The organism is uncultured Microbacterium sp. (assembly GCF_963521645.1).
In the GTDB taxonomy this organism is placed as follows: domain Bacteria; phylum Actinomycetota; class Actinomycetes; order Actinomycetales; family Microbacteriaceae; genus Microbacterium.
On the sequence record NZ_CAUQVQ010000052.1, the window covers coordinates 1 to 17,740 of the forward strand.

The 17,740-nt window shown below is 69.3% G+C and carries 12 protein-coding genes and 1 pseudogene; 7 read left to right on the forward strand and 6 right to left on the reverse strand.

Going from position 1 to position 17,740, the window contains the following annotated elements; all coding sequences use genetic code 11:
- Nucleotides 1-75: 75 nt before the first annotated feature.
- On the reverse strand, nt 76-1,083 hold the full coding sequence (locus tag RWO82_RS11160; protein WP_079112094.1) for a LacI family DNA-binding transcriptional regulator: 1,008 nt from the start codon (nt 1,081-1,083) through the stop codon (nt 76-78).
- A 215-nt stretch (nt 1,084-1,298) separates the two neighbouring features.
- On the opposite strand from RWO82_RS11160, the gene RWO82_RS11165 reads away from it, so the two are divergent.
- The 5 genes from RWO82_RS11165 to RWO82_RS11185 all read left to right on the forward strand — a co-directional run bounded on the left by RWO82_RS11165 (nt 1,299) and on the right by RWO82_RS11185 (nt 10,104).
- Nucleotides 1,299-3,305, forward strand: coding sequence for a beta-galactosidase (locus tag RWO82_RS11165; protein WP_314426893.1), 2,007 nt, complete (start codon nt 1,299-1,301; stop codon nt 3,303-3,305).
- Nucleotides 3,306-3,418: 113 nt separating this feature from the next.
- Entirely contained in the window at nt 3,419-4,645 is a 1,227-nt protein-coding gene (locus RWO82_RS11170; RefSeq protein WP_314426895.1) for an extracellular solute-binding protein, read from the forward strand.
- A 125-nt stretch (nt 4,646-4,770) separates the two neighbouring features.
- Entirely contained in the window at nt 4,771-6,393 is a 1,623-nt protein-coding gene (locus RWO82_RS11175) for an ABC transporter permease subunit (RefSeq protein WP_314426897.1), read from the forward strand.
- Nucleotides 6,393-7,304, forward strand: coding sequence for an ABC transporter permease subunit (locus RWO82_RS11180; RefSeq protein ID WP_314426899.1), 912 nt, complete (start codon nt 6,393-6,395; stop codon nt 7,302-7,304). Before RWO82_RS11175 ends, RWO82_RS11180 begins: the two co-directional genes overlap by 1 nt.
- 31 nt (nt 7,305-7,335) lie before the next feature.
- Nucleotides 7,336-10,104: a glycosyl hydrolase 53 family protein gene (locus tag RWO82_RS11185; RefSeq protein ID WP_314426902.1), complete on the forward strand. Its 2,769-nt coding sequence runs from the start codon at nt 7,336-7,338 to the stop codon at nt 10,102-10,104.
- A 190-nt stretch (nt 10,105-10,294) separates the two neighbouring features.
- On the opposite strand, the gene RWO82_RS11190 is transcribed toward RWO82_RS11185, so the two are convergent.
- Nucleotides 10,295-11,137, reverse strand: a complete 843-nt coding sequence (locus RWO82_RS11190; protein WP_314426904.1) for an alpha/beta hydrolase — start codon at nt 11,135-11,137, stop codon at nt 10,295-10,297.
- A 96-nt stretch (nt 11,138-11,233) separates the two neighbouring features.
- Here RWO82_RS11190 and RWO82_RS11195 point away from each other — a divergent pair, with 96 nt between their 5' ends.
- Together RWO82_RS11195 and RWO82_RS11200 are read left to right on the forward strand one after the other, a co-directional pair.
- Entirely contained in the window at nt 11,234-11,797 is a 564-nt protein-coding gene (locus RWO82_RS11195; RefSeq protein ID WP_314426906.1) for a TetR/AcrR family transcriptional regulator, read from the forward strand.
- A gap of 225 nt (nt 11,798-12,022) precedes the next feature.
- Nucleotides 12,023-12,841, forward strand: a complete 819-nt coding sequence (locus RWO82_RS11200; RefSeq protein ID WP_314426908.1) for a TspO/MBR family protein — start codon at nt 12,023-12,025, stop codon at nt 12,839-12,841.
- Nucleotides 12,842-13,443: 602 nt separating this feature from the next.
- Here the strand turns inward: RWO82_RS11200 and RWO82_RS11205 are convergent.
- From RWO82_RS11205 to RWO82_RS11220, 4 genes and pseudogenes are all read right to left on the reverse strand, one after another.
- Nucleotides 13,444-14,115 carry a response regulator gene (locus RWO82_RS11205; RefSeq protein WP_201468578.1) on the reverse strand — a complete coding sequence of 224 codons (672 nt, stop codon included), beginning with the start codon at nt 14,113-14,115 and terminating at the stop codon, nt 13,444-13,446.
- Entirely contained in the window at nt 14,112-16,649 is a 2,538-nt protein-coding gene (locus tag RWO82_RS11210; protein ID WP_314426915.1) for an ATP-binding protein, read from the reverse strand. The genes RWO82_RS11205 and RWO82_RS11210 overlap by 4 nt, the downstream gene beginning before the upstream one ends.
- A complete protein-coding gene (gene kdpC / locus RWO82_RS11215; RefSeq protein WP_314426917.1) occupies nt 16,649-17,248 on the reverse strand; it encodes a potassium-transporting ATPase subunit KdpC in 600 nt (199 codons plus the stop codon). Before kdpC ends, RWO82_RS11210 begins: the two co-directional genes overlap by 1 nt.
- A 105-nt stretch (nt 17,249-17,353) precedes the next feature.
- Nucleotides 17,354-17,740: pseudogene (locus tag RWO82_RS11220) on the reverse strand (potassium-transporting ATPase subunit B); the annotation flags it as partial.

The window sequence follows — 17,740 nt, forward strand, 5'->3', positions numbered from 1 at the left end:
AGGGGGCAGGGGAGGAGCAAGGGGAGGAGCAGGGTGGCAGGGGAGGAGCAGGGTGCCAGGGGTGGGGTGGGAGGGCTACGCGCTCTCGCGCACCACGAGCTCGGTGTCGAGGATGACCGAGCGGGGCGATGCTCCGGCGATGACCTCGAGCAGCACGGCGACCATCTGCGCGCTGATCTGGTCCCAGGGCTGACGCATGGTCGTGATCGGCGGTTCGTGGGTAGCGGCGAGGCCCGAGTCGTCGAACCCGGCGATCGCGATGTCCTCCGGCACGCGGCGTCCGGCTCGGCGGGCGGCGGCGATGGCTCCGGCGGCCATCCGGTCGGATGCGGCGAACACGGCGTCCACGTCGTGCTCGAGCATCCTCGTCATGGCGGCCTGCCCTGATTCGTACGAGTAGTCGCCCACCTCGACCAGCGTCTCGTCGAACTGCTCGCCGAGCTCTTCGCGGAAGCCGACCAGGCGGTAGCGCCCGCCGGGGGTGTCGTCGGGGCCCGTGATCATGCCGATGCGGCGGTGGCCCTGCGCCACGAGGTGCGCGGCCATCGTGCGGGCTGAGGCGACCTCGTCGACCGAGATCGTCGAGAGCTCTCGTTCGTGTCCGAGGGGCAGGCCGCAGCAGACGGTGGGGATGCCGACCTCGATCAGCTGATCGAGCAGCGGGTCGGACTCGTGCGATGAGATCAGCATGACGCCGTCGACGTGACCGGCGCTGAGGAACTGGGCGACGCTCTCGCGCTCGGCAGGAGTTCCGGCGACGAGCAGCACCAGTGTCATCGCGCGCTGCGCGAGGGCTTCGGCCGCTCCGCGCAGCAGCAGTGCGAAGGTCGGGTCGTCGAACAGCAGCTGCTGCGGCTCGGTCAGCAGAAACGCCAGTGAACCGGCGCGGCCCGTCGCGAGACTTCGCGCGTGATGGTTCGCCGTGTAGCCGGTGGCGAGGATCGCCTCTTCGACGGCCTGCCTGGCATCGGGGGACACCCAGTGCCCGCCGTTGATCACACGCGAGACCGTGCTGCGGGACACCCCCGCCTGCGCCGCGATCTGGCGGATCGTCGGCTTGCGCTTCGCGCTGACATCACTCATCGCCTGTGACTCTACCCACAGCATCCCGTCGAGCGGTAGTCCAACCTGGGACCGGTCTCAGTTCGGTAACGGCGGTTGTGATCGACGCCAGACCTGGGGTAGAACTGAGACCGGTCCCAGTCACTCTCCTGAGTCAGGCTGAGACCGGTCCCAGTCGAATGAGCGACAGCACGTCGGGACCCGCACCACGACCACACCGACCCGATGGAGTGCCGATGACCTCGCCCCACGCCTGGCCCGACCTGAGCGGGATCGCCTATGGCGGCGACTACAACCCCGAGCAGTGGTCGCCCGAGACGTGGCGCGAAGACGTCATCCTGATGCGCGAGGCCGGAGTCAACCTGGTCAGCGTCGGCATCTTCTCGTGGGCGCTCATCGAGGTCGCCGAGGGCGAGTTCGACTTCGCGTGGCTCGACGAGCTGCTCGACCTGCTGCACGCGAACGACATCAAGGTCGACCTGGGCACGCCCACGGCATCCCCGCCGGCGTGGTTCTTCGCGAACCACCCCGACGCCCGCGTGATCGATCGCGAAGGTCGCACGATGGGCTTCGGCTCGCGCGGCATGGCCTCGCACTCGTCACCGGCCTACCGCGAGGCGATCGTGCGGATCGCGGATGCTCTCGCGGCGCGCTATGCGCAGCATCCGGCCGTCGTGCTGTGGCACGTGCACAACGAGTACGGCGTTCCCGTCGGTGAGGACTACTCGCCGAACGCGGTCGCCGCCTTCAGGCTCTGGCTCCAGGAGAAGTACGGCTCGCTCGATGCGCTGAACAGCGCGTGGGGCACCGCCTTCTGGGGTCAGCACTACTCGGCGTGGGAGCACGTCGGTGCGCCCGCCATCGCCCCGAGCGTCGTGAACCCCGCGCAGCGCCTCGACTTCGCGCGCTTCACGGATCACCAGCTGCGTGCGTGCTTCATCGCCGAGCGCGATGCGATCCGTGCGCACGCCGACCAGCCGGTCACCACGAACTTCATGGCGAACCAGAGCTGGACCACAGACCTCTGGGCCTGGGGCCGCGAGGTCGACATCGTCTCGGACGACCACTACCTGTGGGCGGCTGATGAGGACGCGCACATCGGGCTTGCGATCGCCGCCGACCTCAGCCGCTCGGTGGGCGGCGGCAAGCCGTGGATCCTCATGGAGCACTCGACCTCGGCCGTGAACTGGCAGCCGCGCAACATCGCCAAGCGTCGCGGCGAGATGCAGCGCAACTCCTTCACGCACCTCGGTCGTGGGGCCGACGGCATCCTGTTCTTCCAGTGGCGGGCCGGACGCTCGGGCGCCGAGAAGTTCCACTCCGCGATGCTGCCGCACGCCGGCACCGAGTCGCGCGTCTTCCGGGAGGTCGTCGATCTGGGCGCCGCGCTGGGCCGCCTCGACGAGGTGCAGGGCAGTGTCGTGAAGGCCGACGTCGCGATCCTGTGGGACTTCGAGTCGTTCTGGGCACAGGACCTCGAATGGCGCCCCTCCGGAGATGTCACGCATGCCGCGCAGGTGCGTCGCTTCTACGAGCAGCTGTGGCGCGACGGCATCACGGTCGACTTCGCCCTCCCCGGGCAGGACCTCTCGGGTTACCGCCTGGTCGTGGCTCCGGCGCAGTACATGCTGAGCACGGCGGATGCCGCGAACCTGACCGCCTTCGTCGCAGACGGCGGCACGCTGCTGGTCTCGTTCTTCTCGGCCATCGTCGACGAGAACGATGCCGTGCACGCCGGTGGCTTCGTCGCCCCGCTGCGTGAGGCCCTCGGCCTCACGGTCGAGGAGTTCCTGCCGCTGCGCGAGAGCGAGAGCCACGGGCTGGACTGGGTCGATCACGACGGCATCATCGCCGACGTCTGGCAGGAGGACATCGCGCTCGAGGGAGCCGAGGTCATCGCGAACTTCTCGGGCGGACCCGGTGAGGGCGAGCCCGCGATCACGCGTCACCGTCACGGCTCGGGCACCGGCTGGTACGTCGGCACCCGGCTGGACGCCGCCGGCATGCGCGCACTGCTGCACGAGGTCTACGCGGATGCCGGCATCACCCCGTCGGCTGTCATCGACGGCCTCGAGGTCATCACACGTCACGGCGCTGACGCGGACTATCGGATCGCCGTGAACCACAACAACGTCGACGTCGAGCTCGAGGCCGCGGGCGTCGAGCTCCTCAGCGGCACCGAGATCTCGGGCGCCCTGACCATCGCGGCGGGCGGCGTCGCCGTCGTCCGCACCTCCCACTGACCGCACGACCAGCACCACCCGCACCACCCCGCACCTCCCGAACAACTGCACCACCCCACCCCCGGTCGCGATGACGCGCAGCGCATCGTCGGCCACGACAGATAGGAAAACGCATGCGCAAGCACATCGGAGTCGGCGCACTCGCTCTGGCCGCGGCCGTGGTCCTCGCGGGCTGCTCCGCCGGCGCACCCGAAGGCGGCGACGACGCCGCATCCGGCGACGGCGCTGAACTCGTGATCTGGACGGATGCCGAGCGCGAAGCCGCGATCACCGCAGCCGCCGAGGCGTTCGAGGAGGAGACCGGAGCCACGGTCACCCTCGTGCAGAAGAACTTCGAGGACCTCCGCAACGACTTCATCGCGCAGGTTCCGACCGGCGAGGGGCCCGACATCACCGTCGGTGCCCACGACTGGCTCGGCGCGCTGGTCGCGGCCGGCGTCGTCGACACGATCGACCTCGGCGACAAGGCGTCGGAGTTCGAGCAGGTCGCGCTCGACGCGATGACGTACGACGGCCAGCTCTACGCGATGCCGTACTCGCTCGAGACCATCGCCCTGATCCAGAACACCGACCTCGTCGGCGCCGAGGCTCCTGCCACATGGGACGACATGATCGCGAAGGGTGTCGCCGCAGGCACCGAGCGTCCGTTCGTCATCAACACGGCCGGAGAGACCGGCGACGGCTACACGATGTACGGACTGCAGACGTCGTTCGGCGCGCCCGTGTTCGTGCAGGACGACACCGGCTCGTACACGACCGAGGTCGGCATGGGCGGAGGGCCCGGCGAGGCTTTCGCGACCTGGCTCGGAGCGAACGGCTCGACCGGCACCGGCTACATCTCGACCACGATCGACTACGACATCAACAACGAGCTGTTCGCGTCGGGCAAGGCTCCGTACACGATCCAGGGTCCGTGGGCCATCAGCGCCTTCGAGGGCGTCAACGTCGCGGTGAACCCGATCCCCTCGGCCGGTGGCGAGGCCGCGGCGCCCTTCGTGGGCGTGCAGGGCTTCTACCTGTCGAGCAAGAGCAAGAACGCCCTCCTCGCCCAGGAGTTCCTCGTGAACTACCTCGGCACCGAAGACGCGCAGCGCGCGCTGTACGAGGCCGACCCGCGCATCCCCGCGTGGTCGACGCTCGCCGACGAGGTCTCGTCCGACCCGATCACGGCCGGCTTCGTCGCCTCGGCTCAGGGCGGTGTGCCGATGCCGTCCATCCCCGAGATGGGCTCGGTCTGGGACCTGTGGAACGCCGCACAGGTGCAGATCATCAACGGCGCCGACCCCGTGTCGACGTGGAACACCATGGTCGCCGACCTCGAGACGACTCTCGCCGGCTGACTCGACCGAATGCCCGGTCGTTGAGCGAGGACGCGCAGCGACCGAGACGAAACGCGTCGTCGTACGCGGGCGCGTTTCGTCTCGCTTCGCTCGCTCAACGACCGATGCATCGACAGGACGCACACATGACGATCCAGGCACCGCCCACCGAGGCCCCCACCCCCGTGGTGACACCCTCGCGTGAGTCCCACGCCCGCCGCTTCCGTGGTCTCGGCTGGGGATTCCTCATCAAGCTCGCGCTCATGGCGCTGGTCAACGCCTTCGGCATCATGACGGCCATCTCGGCCTGGAGTGCCGAGTCGTGGATCGTGCTCGGCGTCGTCGTGCTGCTCGTGATCATCGCCGATTGGGTGTACTTCACCCGCAGAGCGCTGCCACTGAAGTACCTTCTGCCGGGGCTGATCTTCCTGCTCGTGTTCCAGGTCTTCATCTTCGGCTACACGGCCTACATCGCTTTCACGAACTACGGCACCGGTCATGTCGGCACCCAGGAGCAGGCGGTCGAGGCCGCGCTGATCCAGGGCGAGCGTCGCATCGAGGGCTCGTCGGACTATCCGCTCTCGATCGTGCAGCGCGGCGGCGAGCTCGGTTTCGCGATCGTCGATGACGACGGAGATGTGCAGGTCGGATCCGCGACCGAGCCGCTGGCCACCGCATCCGATGCCGAGATCGGCACCACCGGCGCCCCGAGCGAGGTCCCCGGCTGGGAGGTGATCCCGAGGGCGACCGTGCTGACCGACCCGACGCTCGGCGCGACCATCAAGGACCTCAGGGTTCCGGTCTCGGACGACCCGAACGACGGGTCGATCCGCACGCGCGAGGGATCCACCGGCTCGGTCTACGAACCCACACTGGTGTGGGACGCTGAGGCGCAGACGATCACCGACACGCAGTCGGGCACGGTCTACACCGCCACCGAGCTCGGCGCGTTCGTCGCCGAGGACGGCACGGCGCTGCCGACGGGGTGGTCGGTCAACGTCGGCTTCGCCAACTTCGTGAAGCTCTTCACGGACGCGAACCTCGCCGGCACCCTGTTGAGCGTCACGGTGTGGACCTTCGCGTTCGCGATCCTCTCGGTCGTGCTCAGCTTCGCCGTCGGACTCGGCCTCGCGATCGTCTACAACGACCCTCGCGTCAAGGGGCGGCGGCTCTTGCGGGCGCTGTTCATCCTCCCGTACGCCTTCCCGGCATTCATGGCAGCGCTGCTGTTCCGCGGCATGTTCAACGCCGAGTTCGGCGTGATCAACGACCTCTTCTTCTTCGGCTCGAGCATCAACTGGCTCGGCGACCCCTGGCTCACCAGGGCCGCCGTCATCTTCGTGAACGTGTGGCTCAGCTATCCCTACTGGTTCCTCGTCTGCACGGGCGCGCTGCAGTCGCTGCCGGGCGAGACGCTCGAGGCAGCCGAGATCGACGGCGCGAACAAGCTGCAGCGCTTCCGCGCGATCGTGTTGCCCCTGCTGCTGGTCTCGACGGCTCCCCTGCTGATCGCCTCGTTCGCGGTCGCGTTCAACAACTTCACCGTCATCTACACCTTCAACAACGGCGGCCCGGCGATCGCGGGGGCACCGTACGCGCTCGGCTCGACCGACATCCTCGTGTCAGCCATCTACGACGTCTCGGGCGTCTCAGGCGGTGCGGCCGACTACGGTCTCGCGAGCGCGCTGTCGATCATCGCCTTCATCGTGGTCGGTCTCATCTCAGCGCTGAGTTTCCGACAGACCCGCAAGCTCGAGGAGTACCAGTGATGAGTGAGACCAGGGTCATCGTGACCGGTTCGTCGAAGGACGCGCAGGCCGCCCGCGCGGGTGCTCGTCGGCGTCGGTGGTGGAGCGAAGTCGGCTGGAAGTACATCCTGGCCGCCGGTGTGCTGTTCTTCGCCGCATTCCCGCTCGTCTACGTGCTGTCGGCCTCGCTCAATCCGAACGGCAGCCTCGCGGCATCCAGCGCACTGTTCAGCGCTTTCGACCCCGCGAACTACATCGCCCTCGGCGAATCCCGTTACTGGGTCTGGTTCGGCAACACCCTGCTCATCGGCGGCGTGACCGCGATCGGCTCGGTGCTCATGGGCGCCTGCGGCGCGTACGCGTTCTCGCGCTTCCGCTTCAGCGGTCGTCGCGCGAGTCTCACCACGCTGCTCGTGCTGCAGATGTTCCCCCAGGCGCTGGCATTCATCGCGATCTTCCTGATGCTGCAGACCCTCGGCGACGTGGTCCCTGCTCTCGGCATCAACTCGAAGATCGCCCTGATCTGCGTCTACCTCGGCGGCGCCCTCGGGGCCAACACCTTCCTGATGTACGGGTTCTTCAACACGATCCCGGTCGAGATCGACGAGTCGGCGAAGATCGACGGAGCCTCGCACGCGCAGATCTTCTGGCGGCTCATCATGCCGTTGGTCGTGCCGATCCTCGCGGTCGTCGCGCTGCTCGCGTTCCTCGCGGCCTTCGGCGACTTCATCCTGTCGAAGATCATCCTCACGTCCGAGGACAACTGGACCCTCGCCGTCGGCATGTACCAGTGGGTCTCGAACCAGCTGACCTCGCGCTGGGGGCTCTTCGCCGCCGGTGTCGTCGTCGCCGCCGTGCCCGTGCTCGCGCTGTTCTTCTCGCTGCAGAAGTACATCGTGGGCGGGCTCACCCAGGGATCCGTCAAGGGCTGATCCTCTCTTCCGCACCGCTCGAAAGGCCGTCATGCACCGTCGCACGCGTTCCCTTCTCTCCACCGCCCTGGCCACGGTCACCGCCGTCGCCCTGATCGGCGTCGCGCTGCCGGCGTCGGCCGCGCCATCGCCCGCATCCGTGCCGGCTGCTGTCGCCGCCACCGAACCGGTGGATGCCGGCATCACCGTCCCTCGGGTCGAGAACCTGCCCGACGACTTCATCGGTGGCGTCGACGTATCGTCGGTGCTGTCTCTCGAAGAGTCGGGCGTCGTCTTCCGAGACTCCGACGGCACGCCGGGTGATCTGTTCGAGATCCTCGCCGACGCCGGGGTCACTGACGTGCGGGTGCGCGTGTGGAACGACCCTTTCGACGCGAACGGCAACGGCTACGGCGGCGGCGACGTCGACGTCGATCGTGCGATCGAGATCTCTCAGCGCGCGACGGATGCCGGACTCGGCGTGCTCGTCGACTTCCACTACTCCGACTTCTGGGCAGACCCCGCCAAGCAGCAGGTGCCCAAGGCCTGGGAGGGGATGACGGCTGACCAGGTCGCCGCCGAGGTCGGCACCTTCACCCGTGATGCCGTGCGACGACTGGTGGATGCGGGCGTCGACCTGCGCATGGTGCAGGTGGGCAACGAGACCAACGGCGGGGTCGCCGGGGTGCGCGGCTGGGACGACATGGCGAAGGTGTTCTCGGCAGGCTCTGCCGCCGTGCGCGCCGAAGCGCCCGACACTCTCGTCGCCGTGCACTTCACCAACCCCGAGCGGGCCGGCTTCTTTGCCGACGTCGCAGCCCAACTCGACCGCCGCGACGTCGACTACGACGTGTTCGCGTCGTCGTACTACCCGTTCTGGCACGGCACCCCTGAGAACCTCACGGCGGTGCTCTCGCACGTCGCCGAGACCTACGGCAAGAAGGTCATGGTCGCCGAGACCTCGTGGGCGTTCACGCTCGACGACGGAGACGGCCACGGCAATGTGGTCGACCTGCCGTCCGAGGCGACGCAGTATCCGGTGAGCGTGCAGGGTCAGGCCGATGCGGTGCGCGCGGTCGTGCAGGCGGTCGCCGATGTCGGCGAGGCCGGCATCGGCGTGTACTACTGGGAGCCCGCGTGGCTTCCGGTGGGGCCTCCGTCGCAGCTCGAGCAGAACAAGGTGCTCTGGGAGCGCGACGGCTCGGGGTGGGCGTCGAGCTTCGCCGGCGAGTACGAGCCGCATGATGCCGGCCAGTGGTTCGGCGGATCCGCGTGGGACAACCAGGCGCTGTTCGGGTTCGACGGCACGGCATCCGATGCGCTGAACATCTTCTCCTACGTGCGCACCGGGGCCCAGGCTCCGCGGGCGGTCGAGTCGGTGCAGCCCGTGGCGCTGCGACTTGTCGAGGGCGATGCGGTCGAGCTGCCGGGCGAAGTGTCCGTGCTCTACAACGACGGGTCGTCGGAGCAGCAGGCGGTCACCTGGTCGACCGGGGCCGAGTACATCGAGGGCATCGGCGAGTATGCGATCGCGGGCGTGACGGAAGCGGGACTCGCGGCCTCCGCCACAGTCACGGTCGCCGCGCGCAACTATCTGCGCAACCCTGGATTCGAGGACGCGGACACGAGCATGTGGAGCGCGACCGGGTCGGGACTCACCCTGCGGGCATGGGATGACCCTCGGAGCGGCACCCATTCGGCGCACTTCTACGCGGCATCCAAATACTCGTTCGAGCTGTCGCAGACCGTGAGCGGGCTGCCCGCCGGGTCGTACGTCGCACGGGCGTCGCTGCAGGGCGACGGTGAGGGCTCCGACGGGCGGGCTTCGCTGTCGCTCTCGTCGTCGTCTGCAGCGGGCGCCGCTGCGGCCTTCGAGTTCGACGGCTGGCGGGTGTGGTCGACGCCGACGACCGAGGCGCTGCAGGTGGGGGCCGAGGGCACGGCGACCGTGCGGATCTCCGCGGCGCTGCCGGCGGGGGCGTGGGGCACGATCGACGATCTCGAGCTCGTGCGCGAACCGATGCCCGGTGCCGACACCACGCAGTTGCGGGAGCGGCGCGATGCGGCTGCGGCTCTCGACCTGACGACGTATGTCGAGTCGTCGACGACCGCCATGCCCGGTGCGATCGCGCGGGCAGACATCGTGCTCGCGGCGACCAGCCCGAGTGAGGATGCCGTGGCGGGAGCCGTGGCGACGCTCGATGCCGCCGTCGACGCTCTCGTGCGGAAGGACTCGGCGACGGCCGCCCCGGCTCGCGGAGTGCTGTCGCACGACAACGGCCATGACACCGGGCTGCTCGACGGCGACTTCACGCTCACCATGAATCTGTGGTGGGGGCAGAACGCCACCGCACTGCGAGTGTTCGAGAACGGCGTGCTGATCAAGTCGGTGCCGCTGACGTTCGGAGGCACCGGTGCGCAGACGGCACAGGTCGCCGTGACCGGCAAGGCCGACGGCACCTACGTCTACACCGGCGAACTGGTCAACTCACGAGGCGTGACGGCCGTGAAGCCCGTGACGGTGAAGGTGAAGGAGGCGGCTCCCGGCACGCCCGTGCTGTCGGCCGACAACGGGGACGGCGACGGGTCGTACACGCTCACCGCTGACATGTGGTGGGGCACGAACGCGTCCTCGTACCGCCTGTACGAAGACGGTGTGCTGATCTCCGAGGGCGACATGGTCGCGAACAGCCCCGCCGCGCAGCGTGTGACGGTGCCGGTGTCGGGGCGGTCGGTGGGAAAGCACACCTACCGTGTGGAGTTCGTGAACGCCGCGGGCAGTACCGAGAGCAAGACGCTCACGGTGGCGGTCAAGCGCTGACGGCAGCGCTGATTCCGCGGTCGGGTCAGCACCGGATGCATTCGTTCGTTGAGCGACGCTTCGACCCGCTCCGCTCGCTCAGAGCGGGTCTCCGCGAGACGAAACGCGGTGAGGATGAAGGAGGGTTGCCCCCTCGCATCCTCACCGCGTCTCGTCGCTGTGCTCCTCGCTCAACGAACGGAAGGGGGCGTCACTTGCCGAGGAAGTCCTTCAGCGCGGCGTTGACCTCGTCGGCGTGGGTCCAGAGCAGGCCGTGCGGGGCGCCCTCGACCTCGACGTAGGTCGCCGCGGGCACTGCCTGGTGGAACCGGCGAGCGGTGGCGTCGATCGGCAGGATGTTGTCCTTGGTGCCGTGGAGGATCAGCGTGGGCTTGCCGGCATCGCGCACCGCATCCACGTCGCCGCGGAAGTCCTCGATCCACGACGAGACCACCGCGTAGGCGGCGACAGGAGCGCTGCCGATCGCGACGTTCCAGCTGCCGGTGACGGCCTCCTGGCTGATGCGCGAGCCGAGGTTCTCGTCGAGGTTGTAGAAGTTCTTGTAGAAGTCGGTGAACCAGGCGAAGCGGTCGCCCTTGGCTGCCGCCTCGATGCCGTCGAACACGTCCTGCGGCACGCCTTCGGGGTTGTCGTCGCGCTGCACGAGGAACGGTTCGAGCGAGGCGAGGAACGCGAGCTTGGCGACCCGGTCGTGGCCGTACTTGGCGACGTAGCGGGCAAGCTCGCCGGTGCCCATCGAGAAGCCGACGAGCACGACGTCGCGCAGGTCGAGGGTTTCGAGCACCGTGTTGAGGTCGGCGGCGAACGTGTCGTAGTCGTATCCGGTGCCGACCTTCGACGACTGGCCGAATCCGCGGCGGTCGTACGTGATGACCCGGTAGCCCTGGGCGAGCAGTTCGCGGGTCTGGCGCTCCCAGCTGTGCCCGTTCAGCGGGTAGCCGTGGATCAGGACGACGGGCTGGCCCGAACCCTGGTCTTCGTAGTAGAGCTCGATCGGGGTGCTGTTCTCGTTTCCGACGGTGATGTAACCCATGATCCTGATCCTTTCCAGTTGGCTGAGAACGTTCGTTCTCGGTTGATGTTCCCCACTGTAGAGAACGCTCGTTCTCATGTCAAGTACACTGGGACCATGACGGAGCAAACGGTGCGTGAACAGATCCTTGCGGCGGCTGACGAGCTCTACTACCGCAAGGGGTACGCGGCGGTCGGCATGGACGAGCTGAGGGCGGCGGCCGGCGTGTCGCTGCGTCGGCTCTACGCGCTCTTCCCCTCGAAGACCGATATCGTCGCCGCGGTGCTCGCTCGCAAGCATGCGCAGTGGGAGTCGGGTCTGACCGGCGCCGTCGCGGATGCCGGCGCCGATCCGCGTGATCGCCTGCTCGCCGTGTACGGATATCTCGAGGACTGGTTCTGCACCGACGACTTCCGGGGCTGTGCGTTCATCAACGCGTTCGGAGAGCTCGGCGGCACGAGCCCGGAGGTCGCCCAGATCGTGCGCGACCATAAAGCCTCGTTCCAGGCGTACATGGCCGACCTCGTGGTCGCCGCCGGTGCGCCTGCCTCCCTCGCGGCGCAGCTGTCGATCCTCGCGGAGGGGGCGCAGAGCACCGCGGCGATCGCCGCAGACCCCCAGGTCGCCGTGCAGGCGCGCCGCGCGGCTGAGGTGCTCATCGACGCGGCTGTCGCCGTCTGACGGACGCGGTTCGGTCGGACTCTCGCCCGTGCCATGTCGGGCCGGTCTCCGGGAGTAGGGCCGCACGCCTCGGGCGGCTCCGCCCGTCGGGGGATCGCCGATCTGCGGAGCGGGGCTGATCGCGCCGAGCGACGTGTCAGTCGAATTGTCTAGCCGGGCTAGCTGTATGCCTCTCTAGTGTCAAGGGCCTGTGCGTGGCGCGCGCTCGCGCGTAGCGTTCGGAGCATGGAACCCCGGACGCAGGACATCGCCCGTCAGTCGGCCATCATCGCCTCGGCCACGTTCATGCTCATCGCCGCTGCCGTCGGCTCCGGCGCCTTCGGCGGGACATCTGTGAGCGAGTTGCAGGACGGAGCCCTGTCGGCTCAGGGTTCGTATCTGGCTCCGGCCGGTCCCGCATTCTCGATCTGGACGCTGATCTATATGGGCCTCATCGCCTACACGGTATGGCAGGCGCTGCCCGCCCAGCGAGCCGACGAGCGTCAGCGCGCGGTCGGAGGATGGATCGCCGCGTCGATGATCCTGAACGGACTGTGGCTGGTGACGGCGCAGTTCCTGTCGCTGCCGCTGACCGTGCTCGTGATCGCTCTGCTGCTCGCCACTCTCGCGCGGGTCGTCGTGATCCTCGGCCGCCGCCGCGCCCGTACGTGGCCCGAACGCATCGTCGTCGACGGAGCGAACGGCCTGCACTTCGGCTGGGTCACGATCGCGACCGTCGCCAACACGGCGGCGTGGTTCACACAGATCGCCCCCTCGAGCTGGGAGGACCAGGCCGAGATCTGGGCCGTCGCTGCGCTCGCCGTGGTTCTCGTGATCGGCATCGCCAGCGCGCTCGTCACCCGACGTCTCGCTCCGGCGCTCGCGACCGCGTGGGGTCTGAGCTGGCTGGCCGTCGGACGCCTCACCGGCGAGCCGGAGAGCACCGTCGTCGCGATCGCCGGCATCATCGTCGCTGCCGCGCTCGTGGCCGCGGGCATCGTCGGGGGCCTGCGCCGCCACCGGGAGTCACAGTCCGACGGCATCCGCGTCACCGCATCCGTGTGACGGGGTCTACGCGACGGGGTCTGCGTGACGGGGTCCGCGACGGGCCTGCCGGGCGGTCGCGAGATGCGGCAAACCGCGCGAGATGCGGATGTCGCGGGTCTAAGCGTCCGCATCTGGCGCGGTCGACCGCATTCGGGGCGGGCGGCTGGCGCGATCGACCGCATCCAGTCTGGCGCAATCGAGACCGCATCCCGGGCGGTCGTGAGATGCGGCAAACCGCGCGAGATGCGGATGTTGCGGGTCCGGGCGTCCGCATCTGGCGCGGTCGACCGCATTCGGGCGGGCGGTCTGGCGCGGTCGACCGCATCCGGGGGGTCTGGCGCTATCGAGACCGCATCCGGGTTGGCAGGGTGAACCGCACCCGGGCGGTCGTGAGATGCGGCAAACCGCGCGAGATGCGGATGTTGCGGGTCCGGGCGTCCGCATCTGGCGCGGTTGTCCGCATTTGGGGCGGGCACGGTCGACCGCACCCCGGGTGGTCGTGAGATCCGGTCAACCGCGCGAGATGCGGATGTTGCGGGTCCGAATGTCCGCATCTGGCGCGGTTGACCGCACCCCGGCACCCGGGCACCCGGGCATGGCACCCGCGGGCGACGGCGGCGTCAGACCACGAGGCGGTAACCCATGCCCGACTCGGTGAGCAGGTGCACGGGAGCGCTCGGCTCGGCTTCGAGCTTCTTGCGCAGCTGTGACATGTAGAGCCGCAGATAACCGGAATCCGAGACCTGTTCGCTGCCCCAGATCTCCTTGAGCAGGTCCTGTCGGGTGACGAGAGCGCCGGGATGCCGGGCGAGGTGCTCGAGCATCCGCCACTCGGTGGGGGTCAGGTGCACGCGGGCTCCCGCTCGGGTGACGGTCTTGGTCGCGAGGTCGACCACGACGTCACCGAACCCGACGGTCGACTCTCCGCCGGCGGGTACCGCCCGACGAGACAGCGCCCTCAGCCGCGCGAGCAGCTCGTCGACCTGGAAGGGCTTCGTGACGAAGTCGTCGGCCCCTGCGTCGAGGGCCTCGACCTTGTCGGCCGAGCCGGTGCGGCCCGACACGACGATGATGGGCACGGTCGTCCATCCGCGCAGCGCCTGGATCACCTCGATGCCGTCGAGCCGCGGCATGCCCAGGTCGAGCATGATGAGGTCGGGATGCGTCTGCGCCGCGGCGGCCACGGCGGCGGCGCCGTCGGATGCGACGACCACCTCGTACCCGTGGGCTGCGAGCGTGATGCGCAGCGCGCGTACCATCTGCGGGTCGTCGTCGGCGATGAGGAGCTTCACTCCGTCTCCTCCTGCATGGGGTGGGGGTCGGCGGCCAGGGGCAGCGAGATGACCATGGTGAGTCCACCGCCCGGGGTGTCTTCGGGTGTCAGAGTACCGCCCATGCCCTCGGCGAATCCGCGCGACAGGGCGAGCCCGAGCCCGAGACCGGTCGTGTTGTCGGTGTCGCCCAGACGTTGGAACGGCTGGAAGATCTGGTCGCGCATCCCGGCGGGCACGCCGGCTCCGCGGTCGATCACGCGGATCTCGGCGCGCTCGCCGAGGGCACTGGTCGAGATGATGACGCGCGTGTCGGCCGGCGAATGGCGGTGGGCGTTCGCGACGACGTTCACGAGCACGCGCTGCAGCAGCACGGGGTCTGCCGACACTGCCGGAAGGCCGGGGTCGAGCGACAGCTCCACGTCGCCGGGGCCGAGGCCGAGCTCGTCGACCGCCGCGAGCACCGGACCCGCGACATCGAGGTGCATAGTCGACACGGCCAGCACCCCCGCCTGCACGCGGCTGACGTCCAGCAGGTCCGTGACGAGCGACGACAACGTGGCGAGGCTCTCGTCCGCGGTCGCGAGCAGCTCTTCGCGGTCGGATGCCGAGAGCCCGTGCGCTCCGCGGAGGCCGCCGATCGCGGCGACCGCCGACGCGAGAGGGCGGCGCAGGTCGTGGCTGACCGCCGAGAGCAGGGCGCTGCGCACCTGGTCGGTCTCGGCGAGGGCGGCGACCTCGCGCGCCGTGGCCCGCAGATCGGTGTGCTCGATAGCCGCGGCCAGCTGGGCGACGATCGCGTCGAGCAGACGCCGTGCCGGGGTGTCGAGGGGCTCGCCGTGCAGCTCGAGCACGGCGGGAGCCTGCGCGCCGGCGCCGACCGGGATGGTGGTGGCGCGGCCGTCGGGAACGGGTTCGCCGTCGCTGGCCAGCACCTCGCCCTCGGCGGTGAGCAGTCGCACTCCGGTGAGCCCGAACGCCTCGCGCGTGCGGCTGACAAGAGCGAGCACGGCGTTGTCGCCGCGGAGCACGTTGCCGGCGACCGCGGCGAGCAGCTCGGCTTCGGCGGCCGCGCGCTGAGCGGTTCTGGCCCGCCGGGCGGCCTGGTCGACGATGATGCTGACGAGGATCGCGATCACGACGTACAGCGCGAGAGCGAGCACGTGCAGCGGATGCGCGATCGTGATGGTGAAGATCGGCGACACGAACAGGAAATCCAGCGTGATGCCCGACAGCACCGCCGCGAACACCGCGGGTCGCAGTCCGCCCACGAGCGCGACGACCACCACGAGCAGCTGGAACGCGAGCACCTCGACCGTGATCGACTCGGGGCTGCGGTAGGCGAACATCGCCCACGAGAGCAGCGGCCCGACGACGAGCGCGATCACGAAGCCGAGCAGCTGTCGACGCCAGCCGAGAGCGCCGCCGGTGATGCGGGGGAGCGCGGCGCGGCCACCCGCGGCGGCGTGCGTCACGATGTGCACGTCGATGTCGCCGGAGCGGCGGATGACCTCCGACCCGATGCCGGGTCCGGTGAGCGCGGCCGCGAGGCGTCCGCGCCGGCTGACGCCGATCACGAGCTGCGTGGCGTCGGCGCCGTGCGCGAACTCGACGAGCGTGCCGGGGATGTCGTCGCCGATGATCTGGTGGAAGCTGCCGCCGAGCGACTCGACCAGAGAGCGCTGCGCGGCCAGGGCGCCCGGCGTCTCGTCGCGCAGTCCGTCCTGCGCGGCGATGTGCACCGCGAGCAGTTCGCCGCCGGCCGACCGCGCCGCGATCCGGGCCCCTCGGCGCAGCAGCGTCTCGCCCTCGGGCCCGCCGGTGAGGGCCACGACCACGCGCTCGCGCGCCTGCCAGGTGCCCTCGATGCCGTGGTCGGCGCGGTAGCTGCGCAGAGCGCTGTCGACCTCGTCGGCCAACCAGAGCAGCGCCAGCTCGCGCAGCGCCGTGAGATTGCCGAGGCGGAAGTAGTTCGACAGCGCCGCGTCGATGCGCTCGGCGGGGTACACGAGGCCGGCCGACAGTCGATCGCGCAGCGACTGGGGGGCGAGGTCGACGACCTCGATCTCGTCGGCCGCGCGCACCACGGCATCCGGGATCGTCTCCTGCTGCGCGATGCCGGTGATCTTCTCGACCACGGCGTTCAACGATTCGATGTGCTGCACGTTCACGGTCGTGACGACGTCGATGCCCGCGTCGAGCAGCACATCGACGTCCTGCCAGCGCTTCGCATTGCGTGAACCCGGGGTGTTCCTGTGCGCGAGCTCATCGACCAGGGCGATCTCGGGGCGCCGCGCGAGCACGGCATCCAGATCCATCTCGCTCAGGGGCACGCCTCGGTGCAGGTCCGTGCGGCGGGGCACCTCGGGGATGCCGATCGTCTGCGCCGCGGTGGCCGCGCGCTCATGCGTCTCGACGATCGCGATCACGACGTCGCGGCCTTCGTCGAGCAGTCGCCGCCCCTCGACGAGCATCTCGTACGTCTTGCCGACGCCGGGGGCTGCTCCGAGCAGCACGCGAAGTCGGCCGCGCTTGCCGTGGCGCTCTGGCGTCATCAGCCCTCCTGCTCGTCGAGCGCGAGATTGAGCTCGGCGACGTTGATGCGCTCTTCGCCGAGGAATCCCAGATCCCGCCCTTGAATCCTAGACTCCACGAGGTCGCGCACCTGCTGCTCGGGCAGGCCGCGCTCCTCGGCCACCCGCGGCACCTGCAGCAGGGCGTAGGCGACGCTGATGTGCGGGTCGAGGCCCGAGCCGGATGCCGTCACGGCGTCGGCCGGCACAGCATCCGGGCTCACGCCCTCGCGCTCGGCGATGGCCGCCTGGCGCTCGCCGACGGCTGCCACGAGGTCGGGGTTCTCGGGACCGAGGTTGCTGCCGCTCGAGGCGGCTCCGTCATAGCCGTCGCCCGCGGCCGAGGGGCGCGACTGGAAGTACTCGGGAAGCGCCTCGCCGTCGGCATCCGTGAAGGACTGCCCGATCAGCGAGCTGCCCTTGTCGCCTGCGAGCGGAGAGCCGTTGGCCTGGAAAGGCAGCAGCAGTTGGCCGATGCCGGTGACGACGAGCGTGTAGCCGACGCCGAGCACGAGGGTGAGCACGAGCATCGCGCGGATCGCGACGCCGGTGGTGCGGGCGACGGTGCGGGAGGAGGACATGGGGTGCCTTTCGGAGCGAGAACAGTTCGGGGCCGACACGCCAGTCGACGGACCGGATGCGGGCCGGCGGTCGACATGTGGCGTGTCGGCCCCCGGGGTGGGGCGTCAGAAGCCGGGGATGAGGGTGATGACGAGGTCGATCAGCTTGATGCCGATGAACGGCGCGATCACCCCGCCCAGGCCGTAGACGAGGAGGTTGCGCTGCAGGATCTGCGAGGCGCTCGCGGGCCGGTACTTCACGCCGCGCAGCGCGAGCGGGATCAGGAACACGATCACGATCGCGTTGAAGATGATCGCGCTCGTCACGGCGGATGCCGGCGAATGCAGCTGCATGATGTTGAGCGCTGCCAGCCCGGGGAAGACGCCCATGAACATCGCGGGGATGATCGCGAAGTACTTGGCGATGTCGTTCGCGAGCGAGAACGTCGTGAGGGCACCGCGCGTGATGAGCAGCTGCTTGCCGATGCGCACGATGTCGATGAGCTTGGTCGG

Bases quoted from the DNA above. Each gene is read 5' to 3' on its own strand.
- RWO82_RS11170 (WP_314426895.1), top strand. From the start codon at position 3,419: ATGCGCAAGCACATCGGAGTCGGCGCACTCGCTCTGGCCGCGGCCGTG.
- RWO82_RS11190 (WP_314426904.1), bottom strand. From the start codon at position 11,137: ATGGGTTACATCACCGTCGGAAACGAGAACAGCACCCCGATCGAGCTC.
- RWO82_RS11160 (WP_079112094.1), bottom strand. From the start codon at position 1,083: ATGAGTGATGTCAGCGCGAAGCGCAAGCCGACGATCCGCCAGATCGCG.
- RWO82_RS11210 (WP_314426915.1), bottom strand. From the start codon at position 16,649: ATGACGCCAGAGCGCCACGGCAAGCGCGGCCGACTTCGCGTGCTGCTC.
- RWO82_RS11200 (WP_314426908.1), top strand. From the start codon at position 12,023: ATGGAACCCCGGACGCAGGACATCGCCCGTCAGTCGGCCATCATCGCC.
- RWO82_RS11165 (WP_314426893.1), top strand. From the start codon at position 1,299: ATGACCTCGCCCCACGCCTGGCCCGACCTGAGCGGGATCGCCTATGGC.
- RWO82_RS11175 (WP_314426897.1), top strand. From the start codon at position 4,771: ATGACGATCCAGGCACCGCCCACCGAGGCCCCCACCCCCGTGGTGACA.
- kdpC (WP_314426917.1), bottom strand. From the start codon at position 17,248: ATGTCCTCCTCCCGCACCGTCGCCCGCACCACCGGCGTCGCGATCCGC.
- RWO82_RS11185 (WP_314426902.1), top strand. From the start codon at position 7,336: ATGCACCGTCGCACGCGTTCCCTTCTCTCCACCGCCCTGGCCACGGTC.
- RWO82_RS11180 (WP_314426899.1), top strand. From the start codon at position 6,393: ATGAGTGAGACCAGGGTCATCGTGACCGGTTCGTCGAAGGACGCGCAG.
- RWO82_RS11195 (WP_314426906.1), top strand. From the start codon at position 11,234: ATGACGGAGCAAACGGTGCGTGAACAGATCCTTGCGGCGGCTGACGAG.